General features: G+C 74.5%; 11 protein-coding genes. 7 read left to right on the top strand and 4 right to left on the bottom strand.

The window, feature by feature from the left end; genetic code table 11:
- Positions 1-46: 46 nt before the first annotated feature.
- From C1703_RS31090 to C1703_RS31075, 4 genes are all read left to right on the top strand, one after another.
- Positions 47-1,333 (top strand): ferredoxin reductase family protein, encoded by a 1,287-nt coding sequence (locus C1703_RS31090; protein WP_114255941.1) that lies wholly within the window; start codon positions 47-49, stop codon positions 1,331-1,333.
- A gap of 13 nt (positions 1,334-1,346) precedes the next feature.
- Positions 1,347-1,769, top strand: a complete 423-nt coding sequence (locus C1703_RS31085; protein ID WP_114255940.1) for an FMN-binding protein — start codon at positions 1,347-1,349, stop codon at positions 1,767-1,769.
- Positions 1,770-1,772: 3 nt separating this feature from the next.
- The gene (locus tag C1703_RS31080) at positions 1,773-2,501 is read left to right on the top strand and encodes an FAD:protein FMN transferase (RefSeq protein ID WP_114255939.1); all 729 of its coding nucleotides are present in this window, start codon (positions 1,773-1,775) and stop codon (positions 2,499-2,501) included.
- A 1,023-nt stretch (positions 2,502-3,524) separates the two neighbouring features.
- The gene (locus C1703_RS31075) at positions 3,525-4,535 is read left to right on the top strand and encodes a lysylphosphatidylglycerol synthase domain-containing protein (RefSeq protein WP_114255938.1); all 1,011 of its coding nucleotides are present in this window, start codon (positions 3,525-3,527) and stop codon (positions 4,533-4,535) included.
- Between the two features lie 3 nt (positions 4,536-4,538).
- Here C1703_RS31075 and C1703_RS31070 read toward each other — a convergent pair whose 3' ends face one another.
- Genes C1703_RS31070 through C1703_RS31055 form a run of 4 tightly spaced genes read right to left on the bottom strand, consistent with a single transcriptional unit; the run spans position 4,539 to position 9,503 of the window.
- Positions 4,539-6,113, bottom strand: a complete 1,575-nt coding sequence (locus C1703_RS31070; RefSeq protein ID WP_114255937.1) for an ATP-binding cassette domain-containing protein — start codon at positions 6,111-6,113, stop codon at positions 4,539-4,541.
- A complete protein-coding gene (locus tag C1703_RS31065) occupies positions 6,110-6,925 on the bottom strand; it encodes an ABC transporter permease subunit (protein WP_114257674.1) in 816 nt (271 codons plus the stop codon). The genes C1703_RS31070 and C1703_RS31065 overlap by 4 nt, the downstream gene beginning before the upstream one ends.
- 41 nt (positions 6,926-6,966) lie before the next feature.
- Positions 6,967-7,965 carry an ABC transporter permease gene (locus C1703_RS31060; RefSeq protein WP_114255936.1) on the bottom strand — a complete coding sequence of 333 codons (999 nt, stop codon included), beginning with the start codon at positions 7,963-7,965 and terminating at the stop codon, positions 6,967-6,969.
- Positions 7,950-9,503 carry an ABC transporter substrate-binding protein gene (locus tag C1703_RS31055; RefSeq protein ID WP_114255935.1) on the bottom strand — a complete coding sequence of 518 codons (1,554 nt, stop codon included), beginning with the start codon at positions 9,501-9,503 and terminating at the stop codon, positions 7,950-7,952. The genes C1703_RS31060 and C1703_RS31055 overlap by 16 nt, the downstream gene beginning before the upstream one ends.
- A 313-nt stretch (positions 9,504-9,816) precedes the next feature.
- On the opposite strand from C1703_RS31055, the gene C1703_RS31050 reads away from it, so the two are divergent.
- The 3 genes from C1703_RS31050 to C1703_RS31040 are packed head-to-tail and all read left to right on the top strand — an operon-like array spanning position 9,817 to position 13,182.
- Positions 9,817-10,806: a TauD/TfdA family dioxygenase gene (locus C1703_RS31050; protein WP_198678323.1), complete on the top strand. Its 990-nt coding sequence runs from the start codon at positions 9,817-9,819 to the stop codon at positions 10,804-10,806.
- A gap of 37 nt (positions 10,807-10,843) precedes the next feature.
- Positions 10,844-11,833: an ornithine cyclodeaminase family protein gene (locus C1703_RS31045; RefSeq protein ID WP_198678322.1), complete on the top strand. Its 990-nt coding sequence runs from the start codon at positions 10,844-10,846 to the stop codon at positions 11,831-11,833.
- Positions 11,824-13,182 carry a Y4yA family PLP-dependent enzyme gene (locus tag C1703_RS31040; RefSeq protein WP_114255934.1) on the top strand — a complete coding sequence of 453 codons (1,359 nt, stop codon included), beginning with the start codon at positions 11,824-11,826 and terminating at the stop codon, positions 13,180-13,182. Before C1703_RS31045 ends, C1703_RS31040 begins: the two co-directional genes overlap by 10 nt.
- Positions 13,183-13,192 lie beyond the last annotated feature (10 nt).

Raw genomic sequence — 13,192 nt, 5'->3', positions numbered from 1 at the left:
CCTCCATCAACCTCCCGCGGCGACCCGCCCGGCGGTGCGGCCCAGAGTGGTGGGCCGCACCGGCCTGTACGCGGTGCTGCTCGCCAACGCGGTCGTGGTGACCGTCTTCTTCGTCCAGGCCGGTTTCGCGTCGAACGCGCTGATCGTGCTGGGCCGGCTGACGGGCCTGTTCGGGGCGTTGCTCATGGCGTTCCAGCTGCTGCTGGTGGCACGGCTGCCGTGGTTCGACCGGCGGATCGGCATGGACCGGCTGACGTCCTGGCACCGCTGGACGGGCTTCTCGGTGCTGTGGCTGCTGCTGGCGCACGTCGTGTTCATCGTCTTCGGCTACGCGCAGGCCTCGTCCCTGGACCCGGTGAACCAGCTGGTGGACCTCGCCGAGACGGTCGAGGGCGTGCTGCGGGCGATCGTCGCGCTGGCGATCATCATCGTGGTCGGGGTGGTCTCGGCCCGCTCCGCCCGGCGCCGGCTGGCCTACGAGACCTGGCACTTCATCCACCTGTACACCTATGGGGCGGTGGTGCTGGCGTTCACGCACCAGGTCGCGGCGGGCACGACGTTCACCTCCTCGGCGGCGGCGAAGACGTACTGGTACGCCGTGTGGGGCGTGGCCCTCGCCTCGGTGTTCACGGGCCGGCTGGTGCTGCCGCTGTGGCGGAACTGGCGCCACCGGTTCCGTGTGACGGCCGTCGTCCCGGAGAACGACGACGTCGTCTCGATCTACGTCACCGGCCGCGACCTGGACCGGCTGCCCGCCCGGGCCGGGCAGTTCTTCCTGTGGCGGTTCCTGACGAAGGACCGCTGGTGGCAGGCGAACCCGTTCTCGCTGTCCGCCGCCCCCGACGGCCGCACGCTCCGGCTCACCGCCAAGCGGGCGGGCGACGGCAGCGCCGCCCTGCGGCACCTCAAGGTCGGCACCCGCGTCTTCGCCGAGGGCCCCTACGGCGCCTTCACCACCCTGCACCGCACCCGTCCGGACGCCCTCCTCATCGCCGGCGGCGTCGGTGTCACCCCGATCCGGGCCCTGCTGGAGGAACTGCACGGCCACGCGGTCGTGATCTACCGGGTCGCCACGGACCAGGACGCGGTCCTCTACGACGAGCTGCGCGATCTCGCCGTCGCCAAGGGCGCCGAACTGCACCTGGTCACGGGCCCGCCGGTACCCGACCGGCTGGCGCCGGGGGAGCTGGCGCGGCTGGTGCCGGACATCGCCGGGCGGGACGTCTACCTGTGCGGTCCGCCGCCGATGATGAACGCGGTGCTCGGCAGCCTGCGCGAGCTGGGCGTGCCCAAGCCGCAGCTCCACTTCGAACGCTTCAGCCTGGCCGGATGACGAGGAGACTGTCGTGAAGCGAGCCCTGCCCGTCCTCGTCCTCAGCGTCGCGGGCCTGATCCCGGTCTGGCGGTACGCGCCGTCGCACGACACCGGGTCGTCGTCGACCGCCACGGAGGCCGCCGCGCCGGCCTCGACGCCCTCGGTCTCCTCGTCCCCAGGGCCCGGCGGCACGACGTCCACGGTCGTGTCGGGGTCGACGATCGACACGGAGAAGGGGCCGGTGCAGGTCGAGGTCACCTTCTCCGGCGACCGAATCGCCTCGGTGCGGATGCTCCGGCAGCCGAACCATCCGCAGACCACGGCCGCCGTGCCGAAGCTGATCGAGGAGACGCTGCGGGCGCAGAGCGCCGACATCGACACGGTGTCCGGCGCCACGATCACCAGCGACGGCTACAAGGAGTCGCTCCAGGCCGCGATCGACGCGAAGGGCTGACGGATGCGGCGCGTCGAACACGTCATGGGGTTCCCGGTGTCGGTCCGGATCGACGACGAGGGCTTCCCCGGGGCGCCGGTGGACGACCTGTTCGCGTGGCTGCGGGAGGTCGACGCGCGGTTCAGCCCGTTCCGGCCGGACAGCGAGGTGTCGCGGCTGGACCGCGGGGAGGTGACGGCACCGAGCCCGGACCTCCGCGAGGTCCTGGAGCTGTGCGAGGAGTACCGGACCGCGACCGGAGGCGCCTTCGACGTCCGGCTGCCCGGCCGGGGCCTGGACCCCTGCGCCGTGGTGAAGGGCTGGTCGGTGCAGAAGGGGGCGGAGCTGCTGTCGGCGGCCGGGGCGCGGCGCTTCTGCCTCAACGCGGGCGGCGACGTGATCGCCGCCGGCGGCCCCTGGCGGGTGGGCGTCCGCCACCCGGAACACGCCGACCGGCTGTGCGCGGTCCTGGACCTCACGGACCGGGCCGTCGCCACGTCCGCCCGCTACGAGCGCGGCGACCACATCCTCGACGCCCGCACGGGCCGCCCGGCGACCGGCCTGCTCAGCCTGACCGTCGTGGCCCCCACCCTGACCGAGGCCGACTCGGCCGCCACGGCGGCGTTCGCCCTCGGCCCGGAGGGCGTGCGATGGGCGGCGGCCCGGGAGCACTGCGAGGTGTTCGCGGTGGACGCGGAGCGACGGGTGCTGCGGAGTCCGGGGTTCCCGACGGTGGGGGTGGAAGCGGCGTAGGGCCTGCGGGGGCCCCGGGGTTCCCGGCGGTGGGGGTGGAGGCGGCGTACGGCCTGCGGGGGCCCCGGGGTTCCCGGCGGTGGGGGTGGAGGCGGCGTACGGCCTGCGGGGGCCCCGGGGTTCCCGACAGTGGGGATGAAGACGGCGTACGGCCTGCGGGGGCCCCGGGTCCCCGACAGTGAGGATGGACACGGCGTACGGCCTGCGAAAGCCCCGGGTCCCCGACAGTGAGGATGGACACGGCGTACGGCCTGCGAAAGCCCCGGGTCCCCGACAGTGAGGATGGACACGGCGTACGGCCTGCGAAAGCCCCGGGTCCCCGACAGTGAGGATGGACACGGCGTACGGCCTGCGAAAGCCCCGGGTCCCCGACAGTGAGGATGGACACGGCGTACGGCCTGCGAAAGCCCCGGGTCCCCGACAGTGAGGATGGACACGGCGTACGGCCTGCGAAAGCCCCGGGTCCCCGACAGTGAGGATGGACACGGCGTACGGCCTGCGAAAGCCCCGGGTCCCCGACAGTGAGGATGGACACGGCGTACGGCCTGCGAGAGCCCCGGGTTCCCGGCGGAGGCGGCGAGGCCCAACGGAGCCCGGGCTCCCCGGCGGAGGCGGCGGAGGCCGTGCGTGGCGGTGCGGGGCGCCGGGGTGCGCATCGGTCCGGGCGGTGGCAGGCGCCGGGCGGAGGGCGCAGCAGGGCGCCGGGGTGCGCATCGGTCCGGGCGGTGGCAGGCGCCGGGCGGAGGGCGCAGCAGGGCGCCGGGGTGCGCATCGGTCCGGGCGGTGGCACGCGCCGGGCGGAGGGCGCAGCAGGGCGCCGGTGGTGTGTCGCGGCCGGCCGGACCGCGTTTCCTCGAGCCCGGGCCCGCCCCGGATCGCGCCGTGTCGTTCTCCCGCCCGCCTCGCTTTTTCTGCCGGACACCGAGTCGTCACACCGGACGGGCACGTTTCCGCCGTCCCCCTGCCTCGCCCTGCATCCGTCCGCCCCGTCCCCGGGCGTGACGCGGAAGGACGACGTACGCCGTGTCCCAGCTCCAGCTCGAAACACTCCCCGCACCGCTCCCCGCCACCCCCTGCCCCGCCGCCCCGCGCCGCTCCCCCGCCGCCCGTCTCGTCCGCCCGGCCCTGGTCCTGCTCCCGCTGCTGCTGGTCGGGGGGTGGGCCCTGGTCGACCGGCGGGCCGCCTACGCGGGTGCCGCGCGGCTGGCCGCCGCCGACCCCTGGTGGCTGCTCGCCGCGTTCTGCTTCACCTGCCTGACCTGGGTGGCCGCCGCCTGCGTCCGGCAGGGCGCCCTGCCGGAGCGGCTGCCGCCCGGCCCGCTGGTGGCCTCGCAGTTCGCCGCCGGTGCCGCGAACCAGGTGCTGCCGGCGGGCCTCGGCGCGCACGCCGTGACGCTGCGCTTCCTGCAGCGCCGCGGCATCGCCCTCCCCCGGGCCACCGCGTCGCTCGCCCTGTACTCGCTGGTCAGGCCGGTCGCCAAGACGCTGGTGCTGCTGGTGTTCCTGGTGGCGTTCCCGGACGTCCTGCGGCTCGGCGCGCTCCTCCCCGACGACCGCACGCTGCTCCTGGCGGCGGGCGCTGCCGTGCTCGCGCTCGCCGCGGGCGCCGGGCTGCTGGTGACCGTACCGGCTCTGCGCCGTCCCGCCCTCGGCTTCCTGCGCACCGCCCTGACCGACGCCCGCGAGCTGCACACCCGCCCCGCCCGTGTGCTCGCCCTGTGGGGCGGTGCGGCGGCCACCCCGCTGCTCCAGGGCAGCGTGATCGCCACGGTCGGGTTCTCGCTCGGGCTGCCGCTGTCCTGGGCGCAGGTGGTCCTCGCGCTGCTGGTGGCGGGCGCCGCGGCCGGGGCCGTGCCGGCGCCGGGCGGGATCGGCCCCGTGGACGCGGCGCTGGTGTTCACCATGGCCGCGTTCGGAGCGCCCGTGGGCACGGCCACGGCCACCGTCATCGGCTACCGCGTCCTGACGGTGTGGCTGCCGCTGCTGCCGGGCGCCCTCGTGCTGTCGGCGCTCCTGCACCGCAAGGTGCTCTGACGGCTACTCGATCCCCGCCGCCGAGGGGCTGGCGAGTCCCTCCTCCGGCGTACCGAGCAGCCGCCGCGTGGGGCCGGCCTCGGTCACCCGGCCCTCGGACATGACGATCAGCTCCTCGGTGCGGTCGGCGACCAGGCGCAGATCGTGGCTGACGAGCACCAGGGCCAGGCCGCGCCGGTCCCGCAGCTCCGTCAGCAGGTCCATCACGGCGACGGCCGTCTCCGCGTCGAGCGCGGAGGTGACCTCGTCGCAGAACAGCACGTCGGGGTCGGCGGCCAGGGCCCGCGCGATGGCGACGCGCTGGCGCTGCCCGCCGGACAGCTCGTGGGGGTAGCGGTCGGCGGCCGTCGCGGGCAGGCCGACCTGGTCCAGGAGTTCCCGCACCCGGGCGGGAGCCTCCGCGCGGCCGGTCCGGCGGTGCAGCAGGAGCGGGCGCCGCAGGGCGGCACCGACCGTGCGGCCCGGGTTGAGGGTGCCGAGCGGGTCCTGCGGCACCAGTTGGAGGCGGCGGCGCTGGTCGCGGGAGCGGCGGGACGCGCCGGGGGCGAGCGGCGTGCCGTGCAGGCTGACCGTGCCGGCCGTGGGGCGGTGCAGCCCGACGAGGGTGCGCAGCAGGGTCGTCTTGCCCGAGCCGGAGGCCCCGACGACCCCCAGGCTGCCCCCGGCGGCGAGCCCGAGATCGATGCCGTGCAGCACGGGGACGCGTCGGCCGCGGTGGGTGTGGGCGGCGCGGAGGCCGGTCGCGGTGAGCAGGGGCGCGCCCCGGCCGGGGGCGGCCCCACGCCCCGCCGCAGTTGACGCCCCGCCGGAATCGGACCCCGTCGAGGACGACGTCTCTTGGACGGCCGGGCCGCTGCCCGCGGTCGGCCGGGGGTTCGTGCCCGTCAGGTCCACGACGTCGTCGGCGAGCCGGGTGACCAGGTCGGTGTCGTGGCAGGACAGGGCGACGGCGATCCGGTGCCGTTCGGCGAGGTGGCGCAGCAGGTCGGCGATCTCGTCGCGCAGAGCGGGGTCGAGTCCGGCGGTGGGTTCGTCGAGGAGGAGGACGGCGGGGCGGCGGGCCAGCGCGCGGGCGAGCGCCACGCGGCGTTGCTGACCGCCGGACAGCGCGCCGATCCGGCGGTCCGGCAGGCCGTCGCCGGTGGGCAGCCGCACCTCGTCGAGCTGCCCGAGGATCGCCCCGGGGCTCGGGTCGACGGCGACCTCGGCGAGCAGACGGCGCACCTTCATGCGCGGGTTGAGGGCGGAGCCCGGGTCCTGGGCGACGTAGGCGAGCCGGTCGCGGCGCAGGGCGCGCAGGGCGGGTGCGGGCAGGGTGAGCGGGTCCTGGCCGAGGACGGTGACGGTGCCCGCGGTGCGCTCGGTGCCCGGCGGCAGCGCACCGGTGACGGCCCGCAGCAGGGTCGTCTTGCCGCAGCCGGAGGGTCCGACGACGGCCGTGACACGGCCGGGGGCCAGCTCCAGGCCGGCCCGGTCCAGCAGGAGGCGGCCGCCGGGGGCGGAGACGGTCAGCCCGTGGATCCGTACCGTGTGCTCTCCCTCCGGCACGTCGCTCTGAGAGGTCCAGTGCTGGTTCACAGCGTGGGCACCGCCTTCCGGCCGGTCGCGGGGACGAGGGCGGCGGCCGCGAGGTTGACGCTCATGGCGAGCAGGCCCACGGCGACGCTGGGGGCGAGGACGGCCCAGGGGTTGAGGAGGATGCCGCCGGAGTTCTCCCGGATCATCAACGCCCAGTCCGCGGCCGGGGGTTGCGGCCCGACCTGGAGGAAACCGGCGGTGGCGACGAGGTAGACGGCGGCGACGAAACGCAGCCCGAACAGGGCGAGGAGGGTGGCCCGCAGGTTGGGCAGCACCTCCCGGGCCACCAGGTACCACAGGCGTTCGCCGCCGACGGAGGCCGCCTCCACGTACCCGGAGGCCGCCACGGGCGCCGCCGCGCCGGCCACCAGACGCACCGCGTAGGGCACGCCGAGGACGACGGAGGCGGTGACGACGGCGAGCCGTCCGCCGTCCGGCCAGGACAGGGTGACGAGGAGGATGCCGAGCACGGCGGGCAGCAGCATCAGCATGTCGCAGGTGCGCTCCACGATCCGCCCGACGGCCGGGCGCAGGGCGCTGACCGCGCCGAGGACGGCGGCCAGGGCGGTCACCAGGACGGCCACGAGCAGGGAGGTGACGACGAGTTCGCGCCCTCCGGCGAGGAGCCGGCTGAGGACGTCCCGGCCGAGCTGGTCCCCGCCGAGCGGGGCGCCGCCGCCGGGTTCCGCGTAGGGCGCGGCGACGGGGGCGTCGATGGCGTGCGGGGCGAGCCAGGGGCCGGCCAGGGCGAGGGCGGTGAGCAGCAGGGCGGGCAGTACCCGCACGGCGACCCGGAGGCGGGCCCGCCCCACCCGCGCGGCCGGAGCCGGCTCGATGGCGTCGACGACCGGGGTCACGTCCGCCCTCCCGAAGCCCAGGTCCGTACGAGGTCGGCGAGCAGCAGCACTGCGGTGATCACGGCTCCCGTCACGGCGACGACCCCGGCGATGACCGGGCTGTCCCGGTCGGTGACCGCGCCCGCGAGGACGGAGCCGACGCCGGGGTAGTTGAAGATGGTCTCGACGACGACCGCGCCGCCGAGGAGCATGCCCGTGGAGGTGGCGACACCGGCCGCGATGGTCGGCAGGGCGCCGGGCAGCAGGTGGTGGACGAGGATCCGGTGCCGGGGCAGCCCGTCGAGGACGGCGGTGTCGATGTGCGGTGCCCTGGCCTCGTCGGCGAGGGCGGCCCGCACGATCCGCGTGTTCCAGCCGATCTGCGGGACGGCCAGGGCGAGGACGGGCAGCACGAGCATTCGCCAGGAGGCGGGCGAGCCGTCCGAGTCGGTGAGGGTGACCGCGGGCAGCCAGCCGGTCCACAGCGCGAACACGAGGACGAGGGCCACGGCGACGACGAACTCGGGCAGCGCGAGGATGCCCGTGGCGCTCGCCGACACGGCCCGGTCGAGCGGGCCGCCGGGCCGGGCCGCCGCCCAGCAGCCGAGGGCGATCGAGGCGACGAGGGTGAGCAGCAGCGCGAGCCCGCCGAGCAGCAGGGTGTTGGGGAACGGCCGGGCGAGCAGGTCGGCGACCTGCTCACCGCGCGCCGAGGTGCCGAGGTCGCCGGTGGGCAGGCCGGTCATCCAGTCCCAGAACCGTTCCGCCACGGGCCGGTCCAGGCCCAGCAGTTGGCGCCGCTGGGCGAGGTCGGCCGCGCTCTCCCCGCGTTCTGAGGTGGCGTCGGCGGCGTCCCCCGGCAGCAGCTCCACGGCGGCGAAGACGGCGGCGAGCAGCCCGGCCAGCAGCAGGAGCCGGCGGGCGAGCACCCCGGCCGCGTACAGGGCGGTACGCCCCGGCGTCCGGGAGTCCGCCGCCGGTTCGTGCCGTGCCGTCGGGGTCAGCGTGCCAGCCATGCCCGCTCGAGCTGGACGCGCCCGTAGCCGGGCAGGGTGGGCAGGTTGCGCACGGCGGCGCCGGCCAGGTCGATGCCGTCGGCCATGCCCCACAGCAGGTAGCCGGACGCGTCGTGCTCGATCTGCTGGAGCTGGTGCAGGACCTTGGCGCGCTCCGCCGCGTCCTTGGTGGCCATGGCCTTGCGGTAGGCGGCGTCGAACTCCTTGTTCTTCCAGCCGGCCTCGTTCTGCCCGGAGTCGGAGACCATGGTCTTGCTGGCGAAGAACACCACGGAGTCGTTGGTGCCCCAGTAGGTGGTGTAGAGGTCGCCCTTGAGCCAGGTCTTGTCCCAGAAGGTCGCCGACTCCTGCCGGACGACCTCGACCTTCACCCCGGCCTCGCGGACCTGGGAGGCGAACAGCGTCGCCGACTCGGCGAGCCCGGCGATGTCCTCCGTGGTCAGCAGCTTGTACGTCTTCGAGGTGTCGAAGCCGGCCTCCTTCAGCAGTTGCTTGGCCTTGGCCAGGTCGCGGGCGCGCTGCGGGAGGTCCTTGGCGTAGGCGGGGTCGCCGGTGCCGAGGATGTCGTTGGCGACCGTGCCGTAGCCGGAGAGGACCTGCTTGACCATGGCCTCGCGGTCCACGGCCAGCCGCAGCGCCTCCCGTACCTTCACGTCCGCGAACGGTCCGTCGGCGGTGCGCATGACGATCGGCATCGCCATGTCGTTGGGGCGGCGCACGACCTGGACGTCGCCGCGCTTCTCGGCCGTGCGGGCCGCCACCGCGCCGACGTTGGAGGCGACGTCGATCTGCCCGGCCAGCAGGGCGTTGGCCATCGCCTGGGGGCTTTCGAAGATCTTGACCTCGATGGCGTCGAGGTGCACGTCGCCGCCGTACCAGTCGGCGTTGCGGACCAGGCGGGCGTTGCCGGAGCGGAACCAGTCGAGCTTGAAGGGGCCGGTGCCGGGTGCCTTGCCGAGGTCGGAGTCCTTGGTGTCCTTCTTCAGCACGAACGTCGTCAGCCGGGTCAGCTGGGGCAGTTCGGCGTTGGGGTAGTCGGAGACCAGGACGACGGTGTCCGTGCCCTCGGCCTTGATGTTCTCGGCCTTGATGCCGGGCAGCCGGGAGGCGCCGGAGGGGGTGGCCCGCAGCCGCTTCAGGGACCAGACGACGTCCTCGGCGGTGACCGGGGTGCCGTCGTGGAACTTCGCGCCCTTCGCGAGGGTGAAGCGCCAGGTCTTGAGGTCGTCCGAGGCCTGCCAGCTCGCGGCGAGGCGGGGGACGGTGTTGGGCTTGGCACCGGGGACGGTCAGCGTGTCGTACACCAGCGAGATGATCAGGTAGTCGCTCTCGTTGGCCTGCGTGCCGTGCGGGTCGCGGGTGATGGCCGAGGCCCGGCCCAGGGCGCCGACCCGGAGGGTGCCGCCGCGGCGCGGCTTCTCGCCCTTGCCCGCCGGCGACTTGGCCGAGGTCTCGTCACCGCTGCCGCAGGCGGCGAGGAGCGCGGAAGCGCCTATCGCACCGCCGGCCCACAGCACTTGGCGTCTGTTCACGTTCACGTACGACCTCTTTCAGCCACGCGGGGAGCATATTGCTTAGGCGTGCCTACCCTAAGAAGATCCCTCAGCGCAATGCCTGAGCGTTCACTGCCGGGGCGTCAAAGGGCGCACAGGCGCACGCATCACCCCTCTTGTTGCAAGAGATTCGCAACAGGAGCTGTTCACTCTAGTGAGGATTGCCTTACCTAAATTCGCCTGTTAGGTTTCGGCAGCGATCACCGGCCGTCCCACAGGCACCACACAGGGTCGGCACTCCGAGCTCCATGCACCCCGCACCCGCACTCGCACCCGCCCCGGAACGGATGTCTGCGCCATGCCCACGGGAGCCGTACCCCTCCGCCAGTTCGCCCCGCACGACGTCGACGAACTGACCGACACCGCCCACAAGATCCTTGCCGAGTCCGGCAGTTCGGCCGGACGGCCCGAGCTGCTCCGCCGGGTCGCGACCGCCGCGGCCCGCCTTGACGAAACGATCCTGCACATCTGCCGCCCCGTCGACACGGACGACGGCCTGTACGTCCTGCGCGGACTGCCCGTCGACGACGCCGGCATCGGCCCCACGCCCTCCGGCTGGGACACCGCCGGCGACCGCGCCGCCGCCTGGGACGTGCTCCTGCTGCTGCTCGCCGCGGCCATGGGCCACCCCATCGCCTGGGAGGGCCAGCAGGAGGGCCGGTTCGTGCACAACATCGTGCCCTCGCCCGGCCACGAGCAGGAGCAGACGGGTGCCAGCAGCACCGTGCTGCTCAGCCCGCACACCGAGGACGCCTTCCACCCCGGCCGCGCCCATCTGCTGCTGCTCGCCTGCATGCGCAACCACGACGCCGTCGCCACCACCGCCGCCAGCATCCGCAAGGTCCGCCTCTCCGCGGACGACCTGGCGCTGCTGTCCCGCCCGGTCCTGCCGATCCTCCCGGACGACGCCTACGCCGAGGCGCGCTCCTTCGCCGGAGCACCTCCGAAGGTCCCGGCCCTGTGGCAGACCGAGGCCGGCCCCACCCTGCGCTACGACCCCGCCTACACCCCGCTCGACGAGGCACCGGCCGACTACCGCGCCGCCTACGAGCGGCTCACCGCCGAACTGGAACGCGTCTCGGTCGCCGTCGCCCTGGAACCCGGTGACGTCCTGGTCGTCGACAACGACCTGGTCGTGCACGGCCGCGTGCCGTTCAAGGCCCGCTACGACGGCACCGACCGCTGGCTCAAGCGCGCCTCGGTGCGCGTGCCCGGCCGCCGCAGCCGCCCCCTGTCCGAGGCGGACGAGCACGGATACGGGCAGGCCGCGCTGGTGGCCCACATCTGATCCGCCGCCCACCCACCCGCATCCGAAGGGAACAGCCGTGACCGCGGACGACAGGACCCTGCGCATCCTCAGCACCAGCGACATCGCCGGCATCGAGATATCACTGAACGACGTGGTGGACGTCGTCGAGCAGGCCTACCGCACGCTCGCCGACGGCCGGTCGGCCAACCCCCGCAAGCTCACCGTCAAACCGGAGGACGGCCACTCCGTCTCGTACGCCATGCTCGGCCGGGACGGCGTCCGCGAGGTCGTCGCGATCAAGACCTCGTACAAGCACGGCCTGGACAAGTCGCGCGACGAGCAGCACTACTACACGACGCTCACGATCTACGACGACGTCACCGGGCTGCCGGTCGCGATGATGGACTGCGGCCGGATCGGCTCGCTGCGCACCCCGGCCGTCTCCGCGCTGCTGGCCCGGGAGTGCGCGCGGCCCGGCGCCCGCAGCGCGCTCGTCATCGGCACCGGCACCCAGGGCCGCCTGGCGCTGCCCTTCCTGCTCACCACGCTGCCGGACCTGGACCGGCTCATGGTGTACGGCACGCACCCGGACGGCCTCGCCGCGGTGCGCGAGCGGCTCCACCACTACTTCCCCGAGCGGGAGGTGGAGGTCGTGGACGACGTACGGGCCGCCGCGGCGGACGCCGACGTGGTGGTCGCCACGGCCGGACAGCACACGCCCGCCGCCGTCGAGGCCGCCGACCTGAAGCCGGGCGCGCTGTCGATCCTGGTCGGCCACGGCATCGCCCCGTCGACCCTGCACGAGGCGGACCGCGTGGTCGCCACCAGCGAGGCGCAGATGAAGGTCACGGGCACCGACATGGCCGACGCGGACGGCACCTTCCCGCCGGTGGACGCGGAGTTCCCCGAGGTCGTGGCGGGCCGGGCCGAGGGCCGGCGCTCCGCCGACGAGCGGATCTTCGCCTACAACAGCGGTCTGGTCGTCACCGACATCGCGCTCGGGCACCGCTTCGCGCAGCTGGCCGTCGAACAGGGCCTGGGAACGCGGGTGCCGCTGTGGCAGTGACCCGCGCGACTGCCGCCCCGCCGCTGCCCGCCCACCCGGATCCACGGCTCGACGCGATCCTGGGCAGCGGACTGCCGCAGGAGCTGTCGTACGCGCTCGGCGGCCCCTTCCACCTGCTGCTGCCCGACCGCTTCGACGCCAACCTGGCCGCGTTCAGCGAGGTGTTGGGCGAGGCCGGGGTGGAAGGCCGCGTGTACTACGCGAAGAAGGCCAACAAGGCCGCCGTCTGGCTGGACCGCTGTGCCCTGTCCGGCGCGGGCGTGGACGTGGCCAGCGCCGGTGAGCTGCGGGACGCGCTCGGCCACGGGGTGCGCGGCGAGCACGTCGTGGTCACCGGGCCCGCCAAGGCCGAGGGGCTGCTGCGGGTGGCCGTGCTGCAGGGCTGCCTGATCGCCGTGGACGCGCCCGACGAGCTGGAGCGGGTGATCGCCCTGGCGCAGGCGACGGCGCGCCCGGCGCGGGTGCTGCTGCGGCGCCTGCCGCCGGCCCAGCCGCACAGCCGCTTCGGCCTCGACGACGAGCAGCTGGAGTCGACCCTCGCCCGCTGCGCGGAGGCCGGGCAGGCCGTGGTCATGGAGGGCTTCTCCTTCCATCTGTCCGGCTACGACACCGAGCAGCGCGCCGAGTCGGCGGCCGAACTCGTCGAGCTGTGCCTGAAGGCACGGGCGCGGGGGCTGCGCGCGGACCGGATCAGCATCGGCGGCGGATTCGCCGTCGACTACACCGACGCCGGGCACTGGGCGCGCTTCCTGCGGGAGCAGCGGCCCGAGCACTACCACGCGGGCAAGTCCTTCGCCCCGGCCGACTTCTACCCGTACCACTCCCCCGTCGCGGGCGCCGGCGCCCTGCGGGCCGTCCTGGCGGCGCACGACCTCGCCGGGCGGCTGCGCACGGCCGGAGTGCGGCTCCTGCTGGAGCCCGGCCGGGCGCTGCTGGACCGGGCCGGGTGCACGGTGTTCCGCGTCCAGGGCGTCAAGGACCGGCCCTCCGGATACGGCGTCGTCACCGTCGACGGCAGCAGCCTCAGCCTGTCCGAGCAGTGGTTCAACAGCGAGTACCTGCCGGATCCGGTGCTGCTGCCCGCGCGGCCGGACGGCGCCGCCGAGCCGTACGCGGCCTGCGTCGGCGGCGCCACCTGCCTGGAGTCGGACATGCTCACCTGGCGCAAGGTGCTGCTGCCCGCCCGCCCGGCCCCCGGCGACCTGCTCGTCTACCCCAACACCGCCGGATACCAGATGGACTCCAACGAGTCCCCCTTCCACGAGCTGCCGCTCCCCCCGAAGGTCGTCGTCGACACCGACGGCGACGGCCGCACCCGCTGGCGGCTCGACCGCCACCCCCTCGCCTGACTCCCCACCT

This window comes from Streptomyces sp. Go-475, from assembly GCF_003330845.1.
Classification (GTDB): Bacteria; Actinomycetota; Actinomycetes; order Streptomycetales; family Streptomycetaceae; genus Streptomyces.
Note: the sequence above shows the minus strand (reverse complement) of the source record. Positions and strands in the feature narration are given on the sequence as shown.